This window comes from Massilia sp. YIM B02769, from assembly GCF_030411995.1.
Taxonomy (GTDB): domain Bacteria; phylum Pseudomonadota; class Gammaproteobacteria; order Burkholderiales; family Burkholderiaceae_D; genus Telluria.
In genome coordinates, this window is record NZ_JASNRC010000013.1 from 159,750 (window position 1) to 180,517 (window position 20,768).

Genomic DNA, 20,768 nt, shown 5'->3' on the forward strand with positions numbered 1-20,768 from the left:
AAGCAAAGAAAGGCTTTCATCATGGATCTCGATGTCGTCGGGCTCTCCCGGTTACAGTTCGCCCTCACGGCGCTGTACCACTTTTTGTTCGTACCCCTGACCCTGGGCTTGTCGATGCTGGTCGCCATCATGGAGACGGTCTACGTGATGACCAACCGTCCGGTCTGGCGCCAGATGACCAAGTTCTGGGGCGTCCTGTTCGGGATTAACTTCGCCATCGGCGTCTCCACCGGCCTGGTGATGGAGTTCCAGTTCGGGATGAACTGGAGCTACTACAGCCACTACGTGGGCGACGTCTTCGGCGCGCCGCTGGCGCTCGAAGGCCTGATGGCCTTCTTCCTCGAAGCGACCTTTGTCGGCCTGTTCTTCTTCGGCTGGGACAGGCTGTCGAAGCGCGCCCACCTGGTCGTGACCTGGCTCACCGCCATCGGCACCAACTTCTCGGCGCTGTGGATCCTGATCGCCAACGGCTGGATGCAGAACCCGGTCGGCGCCGCCCTCAACCCGCAGACCATGCGCATGGAAGTCACCGACTTCTACGCCGTGCTGACCAACCCGGTGGCCCAGGCCAAGTTCGTGCACACGGTTTCTGCCGGCTATGTGATCGCCGCCTTCTTCGTGCTCGGTATCTCGGCCTGGTTCCTGCTCAAGGGACGCCATGCCGAGCTGGCCAAGCGCTCGATGACGGTGGCGGCTTCCTTCGGCCTGGCCGCCTCGCTGTCGGTGGTGGTGCTGGGCGACGAGAGCGGCTACCTGTCGACCGAACACCAGAAGATGAAGCTGGCCGCGATCGAGGCCATGTGGCACACCGAGCCGGCGCCGGCCGCCTTTACCGCCTTCGGCTTCCCCGACCAGGCCGCGCGCGAGACCCATTATTCGATCCACATCCCCTGGGTGATGGGCCTGATCGGCACGCGTTCGCTGGATGGCCAGATCCCCGGCATCCACGACCTGGTGCAACTGGCCGAGCTGCGCATCCGCCAGGGCATCGTTGCCTATGACGCGCTGGAGCAGATCCGCGCGCTGGGCGGCAAGGGCACGGTCCCGGCCGAACTGCAGGCGACCTTCGAGGCGAACGGCCCGCACCTGGGCTATGCGCTGCTCCTGAAGCGCTACGTCGACGATCCGCGCCAGGCCACCGATGCGCAGATCGCGCAGGCCGCCGGCGACACCGTGCCGCAGGTCGCGCCGCTGTTCTGGTCCTTCCGCGTGATGGTCGGCCTGGGCATCTACTTCATCGTGTTTACCGGCGTGTTCTTCGTGCTGTCGGCGCGCCGCCAGCTCGACGCCTACCCATGGCTGCTGAAGCTCGCCGTCTGGTCGCTGCCGCTGCCCTGGATCGCCGCCGAAGCCGGCTGGATCGTGGCCGAACTGGGCCGCCAGCCCTGGGCCATCGAAGGCGTGCTGCCGACGGCGGTGGCGGTGTCGAACCTCGGCATCGGCACCGTGCTCGGCACGCTGCTCGGCTTCGTGGTGTTGTACACGATCCTGCTGGTGGTGGAGATGAAGCTGATGCTCAAGGCCATCCGCAAAGGCCCCGACGCCGACGATGCGCCGGACATGCCGCTCGCCGGCGCAGTCCGCGTCGCAGCCCCACGCAACGCCAGCCTGAAGCCTTCCTGACATTCCGGAGTACACAACCATGATTCTTCATACACTGCTCGACTACGACGTATTGCGCGTCATCTGGTGGATTTTGCTGGGCGTGCTGCTGGTGGCATTCGCCATCACCGACGGCTTCGACCTCGGCACCGGCACCTTGCTGCCCTTCGTCGCGAAGAACGACCTGGAACGGCGGGTCGTCATCAATTCCATCGGCCCGGTCTGGGAAGGCAACCAGGTCTGGCTGGTGCTGGGCGGAGGCGCCATCTTCGCCGCCTGGCCGCAGCTGTACGCGGTCTCGTTCTCGGGCTTTTATCTGGCCATGTTCGCGGTGCTGTTCGCACTGATCCTGCGTCCGGTCGGTTTCAAGTACCGCAGCAAGCGCGAAGGCGCGCGCTGGCGCGCGACCTGGGACTGGCTGCTGTTCGTGGGCGGCTTCGTGCCTTCGCTGATCTTCGGCGTGGCCCTCGGTAACGTGCTGCAGGGCGTGCCGTTCCGCTTCGCGCCTGATATGCAGATCTTCTACGACGGCAGCTTCTTCAGCCTGCTCAACCCGTTCGCGGTGCTGTGCGGCCTGGTGTCGGTGGCGATGCTGGTGATGCACGGCGCCAGCTGGCTGGCGCTGAAGACCGAGGGCGCCGTGGCATCGCGCGCCCGCAGCTGGGGCATGGGTGCGGCCGTGGCCGTGGTGGTGCTGTACGCGCTGGCCGGGTGGGCGCTGTGGACCTTTGTCGATGGCTACCGCATCACCAGCGAGATCGTGACCACCGGCGCCTCGAATCCGCTGTTCAAGACGGTGGCGGGGGAGGGCGGCGCCTGGTTCGCCAACTATGCCGCCCATCCGTGGACGATGGCGGCGCCGGTGCTGGGTTTTGTTGGCGCGCTGCTGGCGCTGCTCGGCCTGGCGCGCCGCTGGGAAGGCTTGACCATGGTATTCAGCAGCCTGTCGATCGCCGGCATCATCCTCAGCGTGGGCGCCTCGATGTTCCCGTTCATCTTGCCGTCGTCGATCCAGGGCGCGGCCAGCCTGACCGTGTGGGATTCGTCGTCGAGCCAGCTGACGCTGTTCATCATGCTGATCGGCAGCTGCATCTTCCTGCCGATCATCATCGGCTACACCAGCTGGGTCTACAAGGTCTTGTGGGGCAAGGTCAATGCCGACGGCATCCGCGATGGCAAGGGCCACGCTTACTAATCATTGGAATAGAAAAGGAGTCTGATCATGTGGTATTTCGCCTGGATTCTCGGCCTGCCGCTGGCGGCCGCTTTCGCGGTATTGAACGCGATGTGGTTCGAGCTGGTGGATGACGACAAGCGCAAGGCTTGAAGCTTACCGACGGCGCGCGCCGCCGAGGCGCGCCTCGATCAGTTCCAGCATGCCCTGTGCGGCAATAGACAGGGCCCTTTCCTTGTGCTGCACGATGAAGATGGGCCGCGTCACGGCGTCGGTCTCGAGCGGGATCGCCACCAGGCCGGCGCTGCGGAACTGGAACAGCGTTAGTTCCGGCACCAGGCTCACGCCCAGGCCATGTTCGATCAGGCCAGCCACGGTGGCCAGGTGTTCGACTTCCAGGCCCGAATGGCGCACCGGCAGGTCGCGCGTGAGCTGGTCGACGTGCTGGCGCACGCTGGTCGACGGCGCCAGGTGGATCAATTCGCAGCCGGCCAGGTCGGCCACCCGGATCTTGCGCTCCTTCGCGAGTGGATGGTCGCGCCGGCAGACGAGATAAAAGGGATCGCTGCACAGGGTACTGGTATGAAATTCGGACAGGTTCGCACCCGGCGCGGTCAGCGCCAGGTCGACCTTGCCCTGCCTGAGCATGTGCAGGCACTGGTCCGAGAGGGCGTCGAACAGGCTCACGACGATGCCCGGATAGGTTTCCCGGTATTCCGCGATCACGGCGGGCAGGCCATTCGCCGCCAGCGAGGGCAGCACGGCCAGCGCGACCCGGCCCTTGCGCCGCGCGATGAAGTCGCCCATGTCGGTAAAGGCGGCGTCCAGGTCGGCGAGCAGGGCGCGCGCCACTTCCACGAACAGCTCGCCTTCGGTTGTCAGCGTCACGTTGCGCGTGTCGCGCTTGACCAGCTTTGCACCGACCGCCGCTTCCAGTTTCTGGATCACCGCGCTGAAGGCCGATTGCGACAGGTGGCAGCGTTCGGCGGCATGGGTGAAATGGCGGCATTCGTCCAGCGCCAGGAAGGCTTGCAGCTGTTTGGTGGAGATGTTCGGCAGCATCGCGCGTTTCGATTTATCTGGAAAACAGCATAATCAATCGCAAGAATCCATTTTACAAGAGAATTTTCGCGCTCCAGAATAGTTGCAAGTGCTGCATCGATCAGCACATACAACAACATCTGGAGACTTTATGCTGGCCTTACTCGGCTTCATTACCATTTTTGCGCTGCTCGTCGTCATCCTCGGCAAGAAAATGTCCGCACTGGTCGCCCTGATCGCGATTCCGGTGCTGACTGCGCTGCTCGCAGGATTCGGCGCCGAAATCGGCGGCTTCATTACCACCGGCATCAAGGCGATCGCCCCGATCGCCGGCATGCTGCTGTTCGCCATCCTCTTCTTCGGCATCCTCACCGATGCCGGCATGCTCGACCCGATCGTCAACCGCATCCTGAAGGTCGTCGGCACCAACCCGGTGCGGATCACCCTCGGCACCGCCATGCTGGCGGCCATCGTCCATCTCGACGGTTCCGGCGCGGTGACCTTCCTGGTGACGGTGCCGGCCTTGCTGCCCCTGTACATCAAGCTGAACATGGACAAGCGCATCCTGGCCTGCATCGTCGCGATGGCGGCCGGCGTGGCGAATGCCTTGCCCTGGGGCGGCCCGACCTTGCGCGCCTCGGCGGCGCTGCACATTCCCATCTCCGAGCTGTACCTGCCGATGGTGCCGGTGCAGATCTGCGGCATGCTGTTCGTGTTCGGCTGCGCCTGGATGCTGGGCCGCCGCGAGCAGCGCCGCCTCGGCCTCGCCAACGCCGTTGCAGCCGGCGCCGGTGCAGACACCCACCACGTGCGCGAACTCGGCGAAGAAGAACTGAAACTGCGCCGCCCGGGACGTTTCATCCCGAACGTGCTGCTGGTGCTGCTGGTGCTCGGCACCATGATCTCGAACGTGCTCGACCCGGTGGTCTGCTTCATGCTCGGCACCGTGCTTGCCCTGGTGCTGAACTATCCGAACGTCGCCGAGCAGCGCGCCCGCGTCGACGCCCATGCCAAGGCGGCGCTGATGATGGCCAGTATCCTGTTCGCGGCCGGCGCCTTTACCGGCATCATGAAAGGCACCGGCATGCTGGCCGCCATGGCCAAGCTGGTCGCGGCCAGCATCCCGGCCGGCCTGGCGACCCATCTGCCTTTCGTCACCGGCCTGGTGTCGATGCCACTGAGTCTGCTGTTCGACCCGGATTCCTTCTACTTCGGCGTGCTGCCGGTGCTGGCCGAAGCCGGCACCGCGCTCGGCGTGCCGGCGGTGCAGATGGGGCAGGCGGCGCTGATGGGCCAGATGACCACCGGCTTCCCGGTCAGCCCACTGACGCCCGCCACCTTCCTGCTGGTTGGCCTGGTCGGCATCGACCTCGCCGAGCATCAGCGCTTCACGATTCCTTTCCTGTTCGCCGCCTCGGTCTTCATGACCTGCGTGAGCGTGCTGTTCGGACTGTTCCCCCTGTGACGACTTCAAGGAGTACCTGCATGAAAACCCTGCGCATCGGCGGCGGCGCCGGCTACTCGGGCGACCGCATCGAGCCGGCGGTCGAATTGGCCGAGCACGGCGAGATCGACTACCTGATCTTCGAGTGCCTGGCAGAGCGCACCATCGCCCTGGCCCAGCAGGCGAAGATGAAGGACCCGGCGCTCGGCTACGATCCGCTGCTGGAAGCGCGCATGCTGGCGGTGCTGAAGACCTGCGCCGAGAAAGGCATCCGCATCGTCACCAACATGGGCGCCTCGAATCCGCTCGCGGCGGCGGCGAAGATCCGCGAGATCGCCGTCTCGCTCGGCCTGCGCAAGCTGAAGGTCGCGGCCGTAGTCGGCGACGACGTGCTCGCGCAGCTGCAAGCCGGCGACTACCGCGACGACACCGGCAAACCGGTGGCTGAACTGGGCGCCCGGCTGCTGTCGGCGAATGCCTATCTTGGCGCCCAGCCGCTGGTCGATGCGCTGGCCGCCGGCGCGGACGTGGTCGTCACCGGCCGCGTGGCCGACCCGGCCCTGGTGCTGGCACCCCTGATCCACACGTTTGGCTGGGCCATGGACGACTGGGAGCGGCTGGGGCAGGGCACCCTGGCCGGTCACCTGCTGGAATGCGCGGGGCAGGTGTCGGGCGGCTACTTCGCCGACCCCGGCTGCAAGGACGTGGCCGGGCTGGCGCGCCTGGGCTTTCCGATCGCCGTGGTCGGCGAGGACGGCAGCATCGAGATCACCAAGGTGGCCGGTTCCGGCGGCAGCATTACCACCGCCACCTGCACCGAACAGCTGCTCTACGAGATCCACGACCCGGCTGCCTACCTGACGCCGGACGTCGTGGCCGATTTTTCGCAGGTCACGATGACCCAGGTCGGCCCGGACCGCGTTGCCGTCAGCGGCGCCACCGGGCATCCGCCCAGCGGCATGCTGAAGGTATCGGTCGGCTACATCGACAGTTACGTCGGCGAAGGCCAGATTTCGTATGCCGGCTCCGGCGCCCTTGCGCGTGCCCGGCTGGCGCAGGAGATCGTCGCCGAGCGCCTGGAGATCATCGGCGCTGCGCTGACCGAAGTGCGCTCCGAACTGATCGGCGTGAACGCCATCCATGGCGCCGGGCTGGCCGCGCAGTCGGCGGAACCGTACGAAGTGCGACTGCGGGTTGCCGGCCGCGCCGACAGCATGCGCGAGGCTGTCCGGGTCGGCAACGAAGTCGAGACCCTGTACACCTGCGGCCCGGCCGGCGGAGGCGGGGTCACGAAGGCTAGCCGCGAGGTGGTGGCGATCCGCTCCACCCTGCTGGATGCGGTGCAGGTGCAGCCTGCGATCCATTTCGAGGAGATCTGAACATGAAGCTACGTGACATTGCCCACTCCCGCGCCGGCGACAAGGGCGACATCTCGAACCTGTCGCTGATCGCCTACCGCCTCGATGATTACCCGCTGCTGGAAAAACAGGTGACGGCCGAGCGTGTGCAGGCCCACTTCAAGGGCGTGGTACACGGCGACGTGCAGCGCTTCCTGCTGCCGCAGCTGGGCGCGATGAACTTCGTCATGCACAGCGCCCTCGGCGGCGGCGTAACCCGCTCGCTGGCCCTGGACGCCCATGGCAAATCCCTGAGTTCCGCCCTGCTCGACATGGAAATCGGCTAAGTCCGGCTTTCCATCCCACCGCATTCGGCGCTTGCCCACCCCGGGCGGGCCGCCGCATGGCCGCGCGCTCCCGCCAGGCGTCGCGCCGGCCGCTTTTCCCATAACAACAAGGAGACACCATGAAGACATCTCTATTCGCTTCCACTCTGGTCCTCGGCACGCTCGCGAACGGCGCCCTGGCGCAATCGAACGTCACGCTGTATGGCCTGACCGATGCCGGCATCGTGCGCGAAAGCGGCGGCGCCGCCGGCAGTTCGACCAAATTGAGCAGCGGCGTAGGCACCGCCTCGCGCCTGGGCTTCAAGGGCAAGGAAGACCTGGGCGGCGGCCTGTCGGCCGTGTTCACGCTCGAAGCCGGGATCCTGATCGATACTGGCGCCCAGGATGCGGCCGGCAAGGCCTTCAACCGCCAGGTCTTCGTCGGCCTGGAGAGCAAGCAGCTCGGTTCGATCACCGTCGGCCGCCAGTACACGCCCACCTATAACGCCCTGGGACAGGTGGGCGACCCCTTCGGCAGCGGCTACTCGGGCAGCGCGAAGAACCTGTTCCCGGTCGCGGGCGGCAACCTGCGCGCCGATAATTCGATTTTGTATACCAGCCCGGCCTGGAACGGCTTCAACGCGAATGTCATGTATGCGCTCGGCGAAGTGCAGGGCGACAGCAAGGCGGGCCGCCAGATCAACCTGGGCATCAACTACGCGGGCGGACCGCTGCAGGCCCGCCTGACCTACAATAACCGCAACAATGACACGGCGAGTGTGACGAATCCGAGTGGACGCAACATCATGTTCGTGGCCAACTACGATTTCCGGGTCGCGAAGATCCACGTCGCCTATTCCGACGACAAAGGACCGAACAGCGCACCGCTGAACAATTCGACGCCGCGCCCCTACGGCCGCGACTTCCTGCCCAGCCTGAAAGGCCGGGACATGCTGGTCGGCGCCACGATTCCCGTCGGCGCGGCGGGCGCGATCATGACCTCGTATATCCGCAAGGATGACAGGACGGCGTTCAACCAGGATGCAGCCCAGTACGCGGTGGGCTACCTGTATTCACTGTCCAAGCGTACCGGTATCTATACCTCGTACGGCAGGATCGTCAACAAGAACGGCGCCGGCTACACTGTCGGCAATAACTCGAACGCGGGTACAGGCGACAAGGCGTATAACGTCGGCATTCGCCATGCGTTCTGATCGATCGTGATCAGAAGTTTACGGTTCCCGACAGGGTAAAGGTACGCGGCGCACCGACCACCAGGTAGCCGCTCCCCGGGAAGCCGCCGGCCGACGCCCAGTAGCTGCGGTCCGCCACGTTGTTCACGCGCGCACGCAGCGTGACCGCACGCTCCATGACGCGCATCGCGTAACTGGCGCCCAGGTCGAAGCGGGACCACGACGGCACCTCTTTCGTATTCGCGCCGTCGGCGAACTGGGACGCCGTGTACACCGCACGCGCATCCAGGGTCAGGCCATCGACATAGGGCACATCCCATTCGCTCCCGAGGTTCAGCTGGGTCTTCGGCACGCCGATCGCATCCTTGCCCTGGTTGACGCCATTCAAGGTGCTGACCTGCTCGGTATCGAGCAGCGTCAAGCCGCCCAGCACGCGCACGCCGCGCGTCGGCACGCCGAATACCGACAGTTCCAGGCCGCGGTTGCGCTGCTCGCCAAATACGCCGAAGTGGCGATTCACGACATAGGCCGACGGCTGCGCGACCGTGAACAGCGCCGCGCTCATGCCGAGCTTGCCGGCGTCGTATTTGACGCCAACTTCCTTCTGCCTGGAGCGGTAAGGCGCGAACGCCTCGCCCACGTTGTCGATATCCGTCCCCGCCGCAACGGGGCCAGGCTGCAGCGCCTCGATGTAATTGGCATACAGCGACACGCCCTTGACCGGCTTGTAGACCAGGCCGGCCACTGGGGTGCTCGCCGTTTCGTCGTAGCGCCCGATGCGTGCGCCGGTGGTGTAGCTGAAGCTGCCCGAGCGGATGCGCTGGTGGCGCACGCCGACCGTCAGCAGCACGCTGTCGTCCAGCATCGCCAGCGTGTCTGCGATTGCGTAGCTGGCCAGGTCGCTGGTGGCGGTGAGCAGGGGATCGGTCATGCTGCCGCCCACCGTCGGCGTCGGCTTTACGGACGGATAGTCGACCGGGCGGTAGATATTCGTGATCTGGGCCGGGCCGGTGGCGTAGCCGTTGCGCGAATCGAGCGAGAAGGCCGAAGCGGTCGCGCTGACCGTGTGCTTGACGCCGCCGGTACGCAGCATGCCGCGCACGCCGACTTCGCCGGTGCGCACCTTATCGTGGCGAACGTTGTCGAAGCGGGACATGCTGGTCGTGCCGTCGGCATTGCTGACCCGAGGCGACGCCAGTTCGTTGTACTCGTCCCCGCTGCGCGCGCCAAAGGCGGCCCAGGCCACGACGTCCTGCGCCAGGTCGACTTCGCCGCGCACCGTGCCGAAGGTGTCGTGTTCGCTGGAGACCGTCCAGGGCTGGGCGAAATTGCTGGTCGGCGAAGGCGGCGCGATCATCGGCACTGCGGCGAGCAAGGTCACGTTCGGGCGCGGGCTGTTCAGCGAGTGGTCCTGGTAGCCGATGTCGGCCGACAGCCGGTAGCCATCGCCGCGATAGTCCATGCCGACCGCGATCACGTCCAGCTTGCGCGATTCGCGGTCGACGGCGGTGTCGCCCTCGCGGTGGGCGGCGTTCACGCGCAGGCCCAGGCGTTCTTCTTCGCCGAAGCGGCGCGACACGTCAGCCGCCACGTAGGCCTGGCCGCCCGATTCGACGCCTACGGTGACTTGCGTCAGCGGCCGGCTGGCCGCGCGCTTCGGCAGCAAATTGATGGTGCCGCCGATCCCGCCGCCGCCCGGCGCCGCGCCGTTGACAAAAGCGCTGGCGCCACGGAAGACTTCCACGCGCTCCAGCAGCTCGGCCGCAACGAACTGGCGCGGCAGCAGGCCGAACAGGCCGTTGTAGGCCAGGTCGTCCGAGTTGACGGCGAAGCCGCGGATCACGTACAGCTCCTGGAAGTTGCCCGAGCCGCGCGCCACGCGCACCGACGGGTCGTTCTGCACGACGTCGGCCACGCTGCGCGCCTGCTGGTCCTGGATCACGCCCAGCGTGTAGTTGGTGGTGTTGAACGGCGTATCCATCATGTCCACGTTACCGAGCAAACCGATGCGCCCGCCGCGTGCCACCTGTCCGCCCGCATACGCCGACGGCAAGCCCTGGGCGGAGGCATCGGCCGATGCAGTGACCACGACGGTGGCCATCGGTTCGGTGTCAGCGGGTGCGTCGGCGCTTTGCGCCATGGCGCTGCCTGCGGTCATCAACAGGGCGGCAAGGGCGAGGGGAGTCAGCGAAAAATGGACAGGCGTCATTGGATAGGCGAGCTAGTTGCAAATGAGAACGGTTCGCATTATATGTTGAATGGGTTGCTGAGGTAAATGAGAACTATTATTATCTTGGCCTTTCCTACCTATCCATTCTCCCCATGACACCGAAGAACGTGCGCCGCTGGTCCTGGATCCACAAGTGGAGCAGTCTCGTCAGCACGGTGTTCATGCTGCTGCTGTGCCTCACCGGCCTGCCGCTGATCTACCACCACGAGATCATCCATGCCCTCGGCAACGAGGTCGAGGCGCCCGCGATGCCGGCCAACACACCGCGCGCCGACATCGACCGCGTGGTCGCCGCCGGCATGGCCGCGTATCCCGGCAAGGTCATGATGTACCTGTCCCAGGACCAGGACGAGCCCGATATGTGGGCGATGACCCTGGGCGACACGCCGCGCGACAAGAACTACAAGCCCCTGCTGGTGGATGCGCGTTCGGCCCAGCTGCTGCCCGAACCGCCGGTCGAAGGCGGTCCCTTCATGTCGATGATGTTCCACCTGCACGTCGATTTGTACGCGGGCCTGTGGGGCAAGCTCTTCCTCGGCTTCATGGGCTTGCTGCTGATCGTCGCGGTGGTGTCGGGCGTGGTGCTGTATGCGCCCTTCACGCGCAAGCTGGCCTTCGGCACGGTGCGGCACGAGCGCAGCCGCCGGGTGCGCTGGCTCGACCTGCACAACCTGCTCGGCATCGTCACGCTGGTGTGGCTGCTGGTAGTGGGCACGACCGGCGTCATCAATACCTGGGCGGACCTGCTGCTGAAGGTCTGGCAAAAGACCGAACTGGCCGCGATGACGGCGCCGTACGCCGGCCTGCCCCCGGTGACCAGGCTGGGATCGATGACCCAGGTGATCGCCGCCGCCGAGAAAACCGAGCCCGGCATGCGGGTGCGCTACGTCGCCTTCCCGGGCACCAAGTTCGCCACGCCGCACCATTACATCGTCTTCATGCAGGGCACCACACCCCTGACTTCGCGCCTGCAAAAGCCGGTCCTGGTCGATGCCCAGACCGACCAGGTGGTCGCCAGCGTCGACCTGCCGTGGTACATGGTCGCGCTGCGCGTGTCGCAGCCGCTGCACTTCGGCGACTACGGCGGCCAGGCCCTGAAACTGCTGTGGGCCTTGCTGGACATCGCCACCATCGTGGTGCTGATCACCGGCCTTTACCTATGGCTCAAGCGCGGCAAGGCGGCGGCTGCCAAGCCGGCGGAAGTGCGTGCCGAGGAGGCAGCCGTATGATGCGCGTCTTCGGCCCCGTCTGGACCGCGCCGATCCTGCTCGGCGTGCTGACCGTGATCGGCCTCGTCAGCGCTTTGCTGGGCGACGGCGTGTGGGATGCGGTGTTCGCCGTGTCGCTGGGTGCGGTGGTGGCGGTGGGCGGGTGGTACGGCCTGCGCCGGCCGGCAGCGCGGTAACACGCGAGTGTCGAAGGCAAAATAAGGCCCTGCTCGGCAAGAATTTGCCGAGTCGGGCATCATGACGCGTTCTTCACTTCACATGGAAAGAAATCCGCATGTCCGATCTCCTGCAAACCTTGCAGTGGCGTTACGCCACCAAAAAAATGGACCCTGCCAAGAAGGTCGCCAAAGAGAAAATCGACCGCATTCTCGAGGCGGTGCGCCTGACAGCCAGCTCCAGTGGCTTGCAACAGTACGAAATGTTCGTGGTGACCAACCCTGGCCTGCGTGAACAGATCAAGGCGCAGGTGACCGACGCCTCGCACCTGCTGGTATTCGCCGCATGGGATAACTATACGCCCGAGCGCATCAATGCCATGTTCGACCTGGTAAACGACGAGCGCGGCTTCAAGAATGAAGGCTGGGAAGCCTACCGCCAGCAATTGCTGTCGACCTATCCGCAGCGCGACGCCCAGACCAATTTCGAGCACGCCGCACGCCAGGCCTACATCGGCCTGGGCAGCGCGCTGATCGCCGCCGCCGAGGAAAAGGTCGATGCCACGCCGATGGAAGGCTTCGATCCGGCCAAGGTCGACGAGATCCTGAAGCTGCGCGAACGTGGCTTGCGCTCGGTGATTCTCTTGCCGATTGGTTATCGTGCGGAAGAGGGTGACTGGCTCGTCAACCTGAAGAAAGTGCGTCGTCCGTTGTCGCAGTTCGTTACCGAGCTGGCGTAAGCATCAAGATATCCTGGCGACCCAGGTTCCATCGCCGACCCAGGCATGTAAAAACGAAAAAGGCAGATCGAGTCGATCTGCCTTTTTTGCATTCCGCGGGGCCTGGTTAGCGAGCCTCGAACCAGTAGACGGGCAGCGCGGCAAGCTCGCGCGCCAGCGAATACGCATCGCGCGCCTCGAAGTAATTGGCATGCGCCGTATAAACCGTGTCGATGCCGGCGCGCCGCAGTGCATAGCGGCTGCGGGTCAGGTGGAAGAACTGCGTGACGACTACCGCGCTCCTGAAGCCCTGTGCCCGCATGATGGCGGCGCTGTTGCGGGCCGTCGCCTCGGTCGTATTGCCTCCCTCGTCGAGGAGGAGGACGGTGCGCGGAATCGCCTGCCGCTCGGCCAGGTAATCCGCCATGACCCGGGCTTCGCTGAATCCCTCGACCCCGGTTCCTCCGCTGACGATGATGTGCCCGAACATGCCCTGCCGGTAGAGGTCGGCCGCCTTGTCGAGTCGTGCGCGCAAGCGGTCGGAGGGCGTACCGTCGGGCATGACCTTCGAACCAAGGACCACGCCGACATCGCTGGCCCGGGCATTGTCGCGCAAGCCGTCGGCGGTGACGGCGATGGCGCCGGCCAGCACCAGTACGACGATCAACAGGAAGAGGGATGCCGTACGCCTGGCAATGTCACGCATTCATGGCCGCCGATATGAAAAAAGCCAAACCGGCATGCGCCTGGTCTGGCTTTTGAATTCTGTGGTCGGGGTGAGAGGATTCGAACCTCCGGCCTCTACGTCCCGAACGTAGCGCTCTACCGGGCTAAGCTACACCCCGACTGGTTTGAGGTGCCGGGAAGCAGCACCTCGGGATGGCATAACTATAAATATTCTTAGTGGTTTCTGTCAACTGCGAAGCTGCAGAGCTGGAGCAGGCTGTCCTTGTACACGCTGTCCGGCAAGCCGGCGATCGACTCGGCAGCGCGGTGGGCCGCCGCTTCCGCCTCACGACGCGTGTAATCCAGGGCGCCGCTCGACGTGACCGCTGCCAGCACCGCATCGAAATGCTGCTCGTCGCCCTGTTCGATGCAGGTGCGCACCAGTTCGCGCTGCTGCGGCGTGCCGTGTTCCATCAGGTAGATCAGTGGCAGGGTAGGCTTGCCTTCGCGCAGGTCGTCGCCGACGTTCTTGCCGATCTCGGCGGCGTCGCCGGCGTAGTCCAGCACGTCGTCGATCAGCTGGAACGCGGTGCCCAGCGAGCGGCCGTATTCACCCGCTGCCGCGATCTGCTCGTTATTCGCGCCGGCGACCAGGGCGCCCAGCTCGGCGGCGGCCTCGAACAGCTTGGCGGTCTTCGAACGGATCACGGTGAGGTAGCTCTCGTGGGTCACGTCCGGATTGTGCATGTTCAGCAGCTGCAGCACTTCGCCTTCGGCGATCACGTTGGTGGCGTCGGACAGGATCTGCATCACGCGCATGCTTTCCAGGCTGACCATCATCTGGAACGAGCGCGAGTACAGGAAGTCGCCGACCAGCACCGAGGCCGCATTCCCGAACAGGGCGTTCGCCGTTTCGCGGCCGCGGCGCATCGAGGATTCGTCGACCACGTCGTCGTGCAGCAGGGTGGCGGTGTGGATGAACTCGACCACCGCCGCCAGTTCGTGGTGCGCGGTGCCCCGGTAACCGTGCGCGTTCGCCAGCAGCAGCACCAGGACGGGGCGGATACGCTTGCCGCCGGCGCTGATGATGTACTCGGAAATCTGGTTCACCAGAGGGACGTCGGAGTGCAGGCGCTGGCGGATCACCGTGTTCACCGCCGCCATGTCGTCGGCGATCGTCTGGGTAATGTTGTTCTGTTGAGCGTGTTGGGTAGCGGCGGACAAGGCGAACCTGCGATAGACGTTGATCTTCAAGTGCGGCGATTATACGACAAGCAAGCATGAGCCGTGCCATTTGCCCAACTGTAAGGAATTAGCCACTGCTTTTCGCCGTTCGTGCACGTCGTTGCTGAGATGCCACGCTGTTGACGGCAGATGCCGCCTTTTGACGCAATGCGGCGAACTATGTATAATCCTCTGTTCCCCGGCTTCAGACCAGCTCAGCGCGACGGCGCCGGCGGGAATTCTTTAAACATTTGATGAGGTTTCAATCATGTACGCGGTCATAAAAACCGGTGGCAAGCAATACAAAGTTGTCGCTGGCGAAAAACTCAAAGTAGAACAGATACCGGCAGACATTGGTTCCGAACTCTCCATCGATCAGGTCCTCGCCGTTGGCGCGGGCGAAAGCATCAAGTTTGGTGCTCCTCTGGTCGAAGGCGCGACGGTTCTGGTGAAGGTCGTTTCCCACGGTCGCCACGACAAGGTTCGTATCTTCAAGATGCGCCGTCGTAAGCACTACCAGAAGCGTCAGGGCCACCGCCAGAACTTCACCGAGATCGAAGTCGTTTCGATCAACGGCTAATTGCCCCGGTCTATTTTTAAACAGTCATCCAGGAGTACTTAAATGGCACACAAAAAAGGCGGCGGCACTACCCGTAACGGCCGCGACTCAGAAAGCAAACGCCTCGGCGTGAAAGTGTACGGCGGCCAGGCGATCAACGCCGGCGGCATCATCGTGCGTCAGCGTGGCACCCAGGTTCGTCCAGGCGTCAACGTCGGCCTCGGCAAAGACCACACCCTGTTCGCCCTGGTGAACGGTACGGTCAAGTTCGTCAAGCAAGGCGTCGGTTCGAAGCAGTACGTGACCGTCGTTGCAGCTGAAGCAGTCGCTGCTTAATTGACGTATAGCGCCGCCCAGAGCGGCGCATCCTTGCAAGGCGCAAGCCTTCCATCGAAAGGCTCTGCCCACGGTAGAGCCTTTTTAGTTTTTTGGCGGTCATCATGAAGTTTATCGACGAAGCAAGAATTGAAGTCATCGCGGGCGACGGCGGCAACGGCTGCGCATCGTTCCTGCGCGAGAAGTTCCGTCCCTTTGGCGGGCCGGACGGCGGCGACGGCGGCAAGGGCGGCTCGATCTGGGCGGTTGCTGACCGCAACATCAATACCCTGGTGGATTTCCGCTATTCGAAAGTCCATACCGCGCGCAACGGCGAAGCCGGGCGCGGGTCGGACTGCTACGGCAAGGGCGCGGACGACGTGGTCCTGCGCATGCCGGTCGGTACCCTGATCATCGATAACGTCAACGGCGAAATCATCGCCGACCTGACCGAGCACGGCCAGACCGAAATGCTGGCCAAGGGCGGCGAGGGCGGCTGGGGCAACATCCACTTCAAGACCTCGACCAATCGCGCACCGCGCCAGAAGACCGACGGCAAGCCGGGCGAACGCCGCCAGCTGCGCCTCGAACTGAAGGTGCTGGCCGACGTGGGCCTGCTGGGCATGCCGAACGCCGGCAAGTCTACTTTTATTACGGCCGTCTCGAACGCCAAGCCGAAGATCGCCGACTATCCGTTCACGACCCTGCATCCGAACCTCGGCGTGGTGCGCGTCTCGCACGCGAAGAGCTTCGTCATTGCGGACATCCCGGGCCTGATCGAAGGCGCGGCCGAAGGCGCGGGCCTCGGCCACCAGTTCCTGCGCCACCTGGCGCGTACCGGCCTGCTGCTGCACATCGTCGACCTGGCGCCGTTCGAGGCGACCGTCGATCCGGTGAAAGAAGCCAAGGCCCTGATCAAGGAGCTGGAAAAGTACGACGAAGACCTGCTGAACAAGCCGCGCTGGCTCGTGCTGAACAAGCTCGACATGATCCCCGAGGAAGAGCGCAAGAAGAAGGTCAAGGACTTCCTCAAGAAGATGGCCTGGAAGGGCCCGGTCTTCGAAATCTCGGCCCTGAGCCGCGAAGGCTGCCAGGACCTGATCAACGCGATCTACCTGCACCTGGAAGAAAAGCGCGCGCTCGACGTGCGCGTGGACGAAACGACGCAGATGACCGAGGAAGCACGCGGCATCAACTCGATCGATCCTGACGATCCTCGCTTCAAGATCCTTGAAGACTGAGGACCGCGTCATCACCAAGCGCCCGGCGTTCACGTTCACGCGTGACTGGGCGCGCGGCCAGCTGCTGCAGCTGGTGGCCACCGCCAGTTCGCTGGCGGCGCTCATCGCCGTGCTCGACCCCGACCGGGTCGCCGCGGTCATGGGCCTGTTTCTCGTTGGCGTGAATGGCTACAGCCAGTTCTATGCCATCTATGTCGGAGTCCGTCTCGCGATCGCGGGGCTGGCTGTGCTGGCGGCAAGGCGGGGCGACCAGCCCATCCTCGGCGATCTTGTTGCATTGTTCTTGCTGGCCCAGCCGGCCGGGCGCCTGGTCGCGGCATGCGCGATCGGCCTGCCGCATGGGTCCCTGTTGATCGTCAGCGGGATCGAGTTGCTGGCAGGCCTGGCCCTGCTGGCCTTGCGCCCGCGCGCCACACCTCTCTCGCCATGAACTCCGCGCATTTCTCCTGTCTCCACCAAGCCGCCCGCATCATCGTCAAGGTCGGCTCTTCGCTCGTCACCAATGAAGGCCGTGGCCTCGACCACGAGGCCATCGCGCGCTGGGCTACCCAGATCGCCGCGCTGCGCGGCCTCGGCAAGGAAGTCGTGCTGGTCAGCTCCGGCGCCATCGCCGAAGGCATGCTGCGCCTTGGCTTCACCAACCGTCCGCACGACATCCACGAACTGCAGGCCTGCGCCGCCGTCGGCCAGATGGGCCTTGCGCAAATCTACGAATCGAGCTTCGCCACCCACGGCGTGAAGACGGCGCAGGTGCTGCTGACCCACGCCGACCTGGCCGACCGCGAGCGCTACCTGAACGCGCGCGCCACCCTCACGACCCTGCTGCGCCTGGGCGTGGTCCCGATCATCAACGAGAACGACACGGTGGTCACCGACGAGATCAAGTTCGGCGACAACGACACCCTGGGCGCCCTGGTCGCGAATTTGATCGAGGCCGACGCGCTGGTGATCCTGACCGACCAGCGCGGCCTGTTCTCCGCCGATCCGCGCAAGGACCCGGCAGCGCGCCTGATCGCCCAGGCCGAAGCGGGCGACCCGGCGCTGGAAGCGATGGCCGGCGGCGCCGGCAGCAGCATCGGCCGGGGCGGCATGCTGACCAAGGTGCTAGCCGCGCGCCGCGCCGCCCGTTCCGGCGCCCACACGGTGATCGCCTGGGGCCGCGAACCGGATGTGCTCACGCGCCTGGCCAGCGGCGAAGCGATCGGCTCGCAACTGAACGCGCCGACCACGCGCCTGACCGCGCGCCGTCAGTGGATGGTCGACCATTTGCACACGGCCGGCGAGGTGGTGCTCGACGCCGGCGCCGTGCAGAAGCTGACGCAAGAGGGCAAATCGCTGCTGCCGATCGGCGTGATCGCGGTGCGCGGCGAGTTCGGGCGCGGCCAGGTGATCACCTGCGTGCGCGAAGACGGCACGCCGATCGCGCGCGGACTCACCAGCTATACCAGCAGCGAAGTGCGCCGCATCATGCGCCATTCCTCGCACGAGATCGAAGCCATCCTCGGCTACATCGAAGGCCCGGAGCTGGTGCACCGCGATAACCTGGTTTTACTGTGATGGAATCTCGCATGACCGTTTCCCCCGCCGCCGTGGTCCAGGCCCAGCTGGATGCCTACAACGCCAAGGACCTCGACGCCCTGATGGCGACCTACGCGCCGGATGCCCGGCAGTTCGCCCTGCACGGCGCACTGCTGGCCGAAGGCCACGACCAGATTCGCCCGCGCTACGAGACCCGTTTCGCCGAGCCCGACCTGCGTGCCCAGCTGCTCACCCGCAGCGTGGCCGGCAACTTCGTCACCGACCTGGAACTGGTGTACCGCAACTTCCCGGAAGGGCGCGGCACGGTCGAGATGCTGTGCGTGTACGAGGTGGTTGACGGGCGCATTGCGCGGGCGTCGTTTGCCACGGGCGCGACCAGCATGCTGGCCTGCGCCTAGCCGCACTTCCAGCCTCGGCGCAGGTGGGGCTGTTGCCTGTCGCGTTATTGGTATGTTGAATCCGCGTGGGCTCAAGAGCCCACCTACAGTCACAGCCAACAACAAGATCACGCGAAACCCGGATACGCAACGTGTTTCGTAGGGTGGGCTCTCGAGCCCACGCGGATTCCTCATTGGCCGTTCCCGCCCATTCATAGCAACCTCGATAACTTTCCTCGTATCATTCACATAACTGTGTTGTGGCGAGCGGACATTCCGCACGCATAAGCCTTCCAGCGTCTGCTTTTTAGTTGCCGCACGGATATAACCTCCCGTAGACTCGCCTGGATATTCTCGTATTGACGATAACCAGGACCACCATGAAACTGAGTCGCAAACTTCCTCTCTGCTTTGCCGCCGTCGCGCTGGTCGTGGCCTGCGCCGGCCTGTTCGGCTTGTCCGCGCTGAACCGCTCGATCGATACCTACGGCCACGCCGTGACCACCTATGGCCAGGCCGATGCGGTCCAGACGCTGCTGTCGGCCTTCAAGACCCAGATCCAGGAGTGGAAGAACACGCTCCTGCGAGGCAAGGACGAAGCCGAGCGCGCCAAGTACTGGCAAGCCTTCCAGGACAGCGAGCGCCAGGTGGCGCAGCAGGTGGCCAAGCTGGGCGCCGATCTCCCCACGGGCAAGCAGCGCGATCTGATCGAGCAATTCGGCCGCGCCCACGCCCAGATGGGCCAGGATTTCCGCAGGGGTTACGAACAGTTCGTGGCTGCCGGTTTCGAGGCGAGCGTGGGCGACCTGGCGGTGAAGGGCAAGGACCGCGCACCATCGGAACTGCTGGCCGAACTTAACGAGCAGATCGTCGCCGCGACCCATGAGAGCGTGGCCGCCGCCGAAGCGAGCAGCAAGCGCGCTACGCTGCTGAGCCTGATCGCCATGGTACTGGGCTCCGGCGCGGCCATCGTGGCGGGTGTCCTGGTCTCGCGTTCGATCGTGCGTCCGCTCGGCCGCGCCGTGGAAGTCGCGCAGACTGTGGCTGCCGGCGACCTGCGCACCCGGATCGAGGTGACGTCGAACGACGAAACCGGCCAGCTGCTGCGGGCGCTGAAGGACATGAACGCCAGCCTGAAGCAGATCGTCAGCAAGGTGCGCAGCGGCGCCGAGACCATCAGCGTGGCCTCGGATGAAATCGCCACCGGCAACATGGACCTGTCCTCGCGCACCGAGCAGCAGGCCGGCGCGCTGGAAGAAACCGCGTCCTCGATGGAGGAACTGACCTCGACCGTGAAGCAGAACGCCGACAACGCGCGCCAGGCCAGCCAATTGGCGATCAGCGCCTGCGACGTGGCGCTGAAGGGCGGCGACGTGGTCGAGCGCGCGGTCACGACCATGGCCTCGATCAGCGAATCGTCGAAGCAGATCGTCGACATCATCGGCGTCATCGACGGCATCGCCTTCCAGACCAACATCCTGGCCCTGAACGCCGCCGTCGAAGCGGCGCGCGCGGGCGAGCAGGGGCGCGGCTTTGCCGTCGTCGCCTCGGAAGTGCGCAACCTGGCCCAGCGTTCGGCCACGGCCGCCAAGGAGATCAAGGCGCTGATCGGCGATTCGGTCGAGCGCGTGGAAGCGGGCAGCGTGCTGGTCAACGAGACCGGCACTACCATGACCGAGATCGTCGCCAGCGTGAAGCGGGTGATGGACATCATGGCCGAGATCAGCGCCGCCAGCGTGGAGCAGGGCGCGGGCATCGAGCAGATCAACATCGCCGTGACCGAGATGGACACCACGACCCAGCAGAATGCGGCGCTGGTCGAGGAAGCCGCCGCCGCCGCGCAGGCGCTGCGCGAGCAGACCGCGGCGCTGAACGAGGTGGTGGGCGTGTTCAAGCTCGATGGCGATGTACTGGTGGCGAAGGAAGCGCCAGTGGCGCGCGCCAAGCCGGTGCGACTGGCTGCGCCGGCCGTGGCAGTCGGCCCGGCGGTGCGGCGCCAGCCCAAGCCTGCCACGGTGGGTGCGGGAGAGTGGGAAGAGTTCTGATTCGCTTTTGCCGTTGACCAAAGCCGCGCCGCACATGCCGCGCGGCTTTTTTATTGCCGGCATATTGCCGCACTTGGCATGGCTACCAACGCTGACGTAGGGTGGGCACCCTGTGCCCACGCGGTACGCACGTCTCCTCCGTCCGCAGCGGCGAAGTATCGCCCGGGCTGCGTGCAAAAACCGTTAGCGACAAAACAGTGTGTGTCCAAGCTCGATGTATCGAGCGCTGCGCTTCGGCTCGCGGTGCAAGGATGAGCACGTAACCGCGTGGGCACGGGTGAAGTGACCCCAAAAAGTTAGACACAACTTTTTGGGGTGATATGACGAAGTACACAGAGCAGTTCAAACAGAT

At 65.0% G+C, this 20,768-nt stretch carries 21 protein-coding genes and 1 tRNA gene; 17 read left to right on the forward strand and 5 right to left on the reverse strand.

The window, feature by feature from the left end; translation table 11 throughout:
• Window positions 1–21: 21 nt before the first annotated feature.
• Genes QPK31_RS20830 through cydX form a run of 3 tightly spaced genes read left to right on the forward strand, consistent with a single transcriptional unit; the run spans window position 22 to window position 2,929 of the window.
• Window positions 22–1,623 (forward strand): cytochrome ubiquinol oxidase subunit I, encoded by a 1,602-nt coding sequence (locus QPK31_RS20830; protein ID WP_290424800.1) that lies wholly within the window; start codon window positions 22–24, stop codon window positions 1,621–1,623.
• Between the two features lie 19 nt (window positions 1,624–1,642).
• Window positions 1,643–2,797, forward strand: a complete 1,155-nt coding sequence (gene cydB / locus QPK31_RS20835; protein ID WP_290424801.1) for a cytochrome d ubiquinol oxidase subunit II — start codon at window positions 1,643–1,645, stop codon at window positions 2,795–2,797.
• A 27-nt stretch (window positions 2,798–2,824) separates the two neighbouring features.
• The gene (cydX, locus tag QPK31_RS20840) at window positions 2,825–2,929 is read left to right on the forward strand and encodes a cytochrome bd-I oxidase subunit CydX (protein ID WP_229437880.1); all 105 of its coding nucleotides are present in this window, start codon (window positions 2,825–2,827) and stop codon (window positions 2,927–2,929) included.
• Between the two features lie 3 nt (window positions 2,930–2,932).
• On the opposite strand, the gene QPK31_RS20845 is transcribed toward cydX, so the two are convergent.
• Window positions 2,933–3,838: a LysR family transcriptional regulator gene (locus tag QPK31_RS20845; RefSeq protein ID WP_290424802.1), complete on the reverse strand. Its 906-nt coding sequence runs from the start codon at window positions 3,836–3,838 to the stop codon at window positions 2,933–2,935.
• A gap of 130 nt (window positions 3,839–3,968) precedes the next feature.
• Here QPK31_RS20845 and QPK31_RS20850 point away from each other — a divergent pair, with 130 nt between their 5' ends.
• From QPK31_RS20850 to QPK31_RS20865, 4 genes are all read left to right on the forward strand, one after another.
• A complete protein-coding gene (locus QPK31_RS20850; protein ID WP_290424803.1) occupies window positions 3,969–5,282 on the forward strand; it encodes a CitMHS family transporter in 1,314 nt (437 codons plus the stop codon).
• A 20-nt stretch (window positions 5,283–5,302) separates the two neighbouring features.
• The gene (locus tag QPK31_RS20855; protein ID WP_290424804.1) at window positions 5,303–6,640 is read left to right on the forward strand and encodes an acyclic terpene utilization AtuA family protein; all 1,338 of its coding nucleotides are present in this window, start codon (window positions 5,303–5,305) and stop codon (window positions 6,638–6,640) included.
• Window positions 6,641–6,642: 2 nt separating this feature from the next.
• Window positions 6,643–6,945: a hypothetical protein gene (locus tag QPK31_RS20860; RefSeq protein WP_290424805.1), complete on the forward strand. Its 303-nt coding sequence runs from the start codon at window positions 6,643–6,645 to the stop codon at window positions 6,943–6,945.
• A gap of 119 nt (window positions 6,946–7,064) precedes the next feature.
• Window positions 7,065–8,138, forward strand: coding sequence for a porin (locus tag QPK31_RS20865; protein WP_290424806.1), 1,074 nt, complete (start codon window positions 7,065–7,067; stop codon window positions 8,136–8,138).
• A gap of 10 nt (window positions 8,139–8,148) precedes the next feature.
• Here the strand turns inward: QPK31_RS20865 and QPK31_RS20870 are convergent, their stop codons facing one another.
• On the reverse strand, window positions 8,149–10,326 hold the full coding sequence (locus QPK31_RS20870) for a TonB-dependent siderophore receptor (protein ID WP_290424807.1): 2,178 nt from the start codon (window positions 10,324–10,326) through the stop codon (window positions 8,149–8,151).
• Window positions 10,327–10,439: 113 nt separating this feature from the next.
• On the opposite strand from QPK31_RS20870, the gene QPK31_RS20875 reads away from it, so the two are divergent.
• From QPK31_RS20875 to QPK31_RS20885, 3 genes are all read left to right on the forward strand, one after another.
• Window positions 10,440–11,576 carry a PepSY domain-containing protein gene (locus tag QPK31_RS20875; protein WP_290424808.1) on the forward strand — a complete coding sequence of 379 codons (1,137 nt, stop codon included), beginning with the start codon at window positions 10,440–10,442 and terminating at the stop codon, window positions 11,574–11,576.
• A complete protein-coding gene (locus QPK31_RS20880) occupies window positions 11,573–11,752 on the forward strand; it encodes a hypothetical protein (protein ID WP_290424809.1) in 180 nt (59 codons plus the stop codon). Before QPK31_RS20875 ends, QPK31_RS20880 begins: the two co-directional genes overlap by 4 nt.
• Before the next feature lie 98 nt (window positions 11,753–11,850).
• Complete coding sequence (locus QPK31_RS20885; RefSeq protein ID WP_290424810.1) at window positions 11,851–12,471, forward strand: NAD(P)H-dependent oxidoreductase; 621 nt, start codon at window positions 11,851–11,853, stop codon at window positions 12,469–12,471.
• A 106-nt stretch (window positions 12,472–12,577) separates the two neighbouring features.
• Here the strand turns inward: QPK31_RS20885 and QPK31_RS20890 are convergent, their stop codons facing one another.
• The 3 genes from QPK31_RS20890 to ispB all read right to left on the reverse strand — a co-directional run bounded on the left by QPK31_RS20890 (window position 12,578) and on the right by ispB (window position 14,340).
• Window positions 12,578–13,156, reverse strand: a complete 579-nt coding sequence (locus QPK31_RS20890) for a YdcF family protein (protein WP_290424811.1) — start codon at window positions 13,154–13,156, stop codon at window positions 12,578–12,580.
• 62 nt (window positions 13,157–13,218) lie between these two features.
• Window positions 13,219–13,295 (reverse strand) — tRNA-Pro (locus QPK31_RS20895).
• Window positions 13,296–13,350: 55 nt separating this feature from the next.
• Window positions 13,351–14,340: an octaprenyl diphosphate synthase gene (gene ispB / locus QPK31_RS20900; protein WP_308634118.1), complete on the reverse strand. Its 990-nt coding sequence runs from the start codon at window positions 14,338–14,340 to the stop codon at window positions 13,351–13,353.
• Between the two features lie 268 nt (window positions 14,341–14,608).
• On the opposite strand from ispB, the gene rplU reads away from it, so the two are divergent.
• From rplU to QPK31_RS20935, 7 genes are all read left to right on the forward strand, one after another.
• Window positions 14,609–14,920: a 50S ribosomal protein L21 gene (rplU, locus tag QPK31_RS20905; RefSeq protein WP_136220275.1), complete on the forward strand. Its 312-nt coding sequence runs from the start codon at window positions 14,609–14,611 to the stop codon at window positions 14,918–14,920.
• Between the two features lie 42 nt (window positions 14,921–14,962).
• Window positions 14,963–15,235, forward strand: a complete 273-nt coding sequence (rpmA, locus tag QPK31_RS20910; protein ID WP_290424812.1) for a 50S ribosomal protein L27 — start codon at window positions 14,963–14,965, stop codon at window positions 15,233–15,235.
• A gap of 104 nt (window positions 15,236–15,339) precedes the next feature.
• The gene (gene obgE / locus QPK31_RS20915; RefSeq protein ID WP_290424813.1) at window positions 15,340–16,455 is read left to right on the forward strand and encodes a GTPase ObgE; all 1,116 of its coding nucleotides are present in this window, start codon (window positions 15,340–15,342) and stop codon (window positions 16,453–16,455) included.
• Window positions 16,445–16,885, forward strand: coding sequence for a hypothetical protein (locus QPK31_RS20920; RefSeq protein WP_290424814.1), 441 nt, complete (start codon window positions 16,445–16,447; stop codon window positions 16,883–16,885). The genes obgE and QPK31_RS20920 overlap by 11 nt, the downstream gene beginning before the upstream one ends.
• Window positions 16,882–18,012: a glutamate 5-kinase gene (gene proB / locus QPK31_RS20925; protein WP_290424815.1), complete on the forward strand. Its 1,131-nt coding sequence runs from the start codon at window positions 16,882–16,884 to the stop codon at window positions 18,010–18,012. Before QPK31_RS20920 ends, proB begins: the two co-directional genes overlap by 4 nt.
• An 11-nt stretch (window positions 18,013–18,023) precedes the next feature.
• Window positions 18,024–18,392, forward strand: a complete 369-nt coding sequence (locus tag QPK31_RS20930) for a nuclear transport factor 2 family protein (RefSeq protein ID WP_290424816.1) — start codon at window positions 18,024–18,026, stop codon at window positions 18,390–18,392.
• A 359-nt stretch (window positions 18,393–18,751) separates the two neighbouring features.
• Window positions 18,752–20,416, forward strand: a complete 1,665-nt coding sequence (locus QPK31_RS20935; protein WP_290424817.1) for a methyl-accepting chemotaxis protein — start codon at window positions 18,752–18,754, stop codon at window positions 20,414–20,416.
• The last annotated feature ends 352 nt before the right edge of the window (window positions 20,417–20,768 follow it).

Excerpts from the sequence above, each read along its gene's own strand:
- QPK31_RS20830 (WP_290424800.1), top strand. The coding sequence starts at position 22 with ATGGATCTCGATGTCGTCGGGCTCTCCCGGTTACAGTTCGCCCTCACG.
- rplU (WP_136220275.1), top strand. The coding sequence starts at position 14,609 with ATGTACGCGGTCATAAAAACCGGTGGCAAGCAATACAAAGTTGTCGCT.
- QPK31_RS20930 (WP_290424816.1), top strand. The coding sequence starts at position 18,024 with ATGACCGTTTCCCCCGCCGCCGTGGTCCAGGCCCAGCTGGATGCCTAC.
- QPK31_RS20890 (WP_290424811.1), bottom strand. The coding sequence starts at position 13,156 with ATGCGTGACATTGCCAGGCGTACGGCATCCCTCTTCCTGTTGATCGTC.
- QPK31_RS20935 (WP_290424817.1), top strand. The coding sequence starts at position 18,752 with ATGAAACTGAGTCGCAAACTTCCTCTCTGCTTTGCCGCCGTCGCGCTG.
- QPK31_RS20865 (WP_290424806.1), top strand. The coding sequence starts at position 7,065 with ATGAAGACATCTCTATTCGCTTCCACTCTGGTCCTCGGCACGCTCGCG.
- QPK31_RS20880 (WP_290424809.1), top strand. The coding sequence starts at position 11,573 with ATGATGCGCGTCTTCGGCCCCGTCTGGACCGCGCCGATCCTGCTCGGC.
- QPK31_RS20875 (WP_290424808.1), top strand. The coding sequence starts at position 10,440 with ATGACACCGAAGAACGTGCGCCGCTGGTCCTGGATCCACAAGTGGAGC.
- QPK31_RS20850 (WP_290424803.1), top strand. The coding sequence starts at position 3,969 with ATGCTGGCCTTACTCGGCTTCATTACCATTTTTGCGCTGCTCGTCGTC.
- proB (WP_290424815.1), top strand. The coding sequence starts at position 16,882 with ATGAACTCCGCGCATTTCTCCTGTCTCCACCAAGCCGCCCGCATCATC.
- QPK31_RS20860 (WP_290424805.1), top strand. The coding sequence starts at position 6,643 with ATGAAGCTACGTGACATTGCCCACTCCCGCGCCGGCGACAAGGGCGAC.
- cydX (WP_229437880.1), top strand. The coding sequence starts at position 2,825 with ATGTGGTATTTCGCCTGGATTCTCGGCCTGCCGCTGGCGGCCGCTTTC.
- QPK31_RS20885 (WP_290424810.1), top strand. The coding sequence starts at position 11,851 with ATGTCCGATCTCCTGCAAACCTTGCAGTGGCGTTACGCCACCAAAAAA.
- obgE (WP_290424813.1), top strand. The coding sequence starts at position 15,340 with ATGAAGTTTATCGACGAAGCAAGAATTGAAGTCATCGCGGGCGACGGC.
- cydB (WP_290424801.1), top strand. The coding sequence starts at position 1,643 with ATGATTCTTCATACACTGCTCGACTACGACGTATTGCGCGTCATCTGG.
- QPK31_RS20870 (WP_290424807.1), bottom strand. The coding sequence starts at position 10,326 with ATGACGCCTGTCCATTTTTCGCTGACTCCCCTCGCCCTTGCCGCCCTG.
- rpmA (WP_290424812.1), top strand. The coding sequence starts at position 14,963 with ATGGCACACAAAAAAGGCGGCGGCACTACCCGTAACGGCCGCGACTCA.
- QPK31_RS20855 (WP_290424804.1), top strand. The coding sequence starts at position 5,303 with ATGAAAACCCTGCGCATCGGCGGCGGCGCCGGCTACTCGGGCGACCGC.
- QPK31_RS20845 (WP_290424802.1), bottom strand. The coding sequence starts at position 3,838 with ATGCTGCCGAACATCTCCACCAAACAGCTGCAAGCCTTCCTGGCGCTG.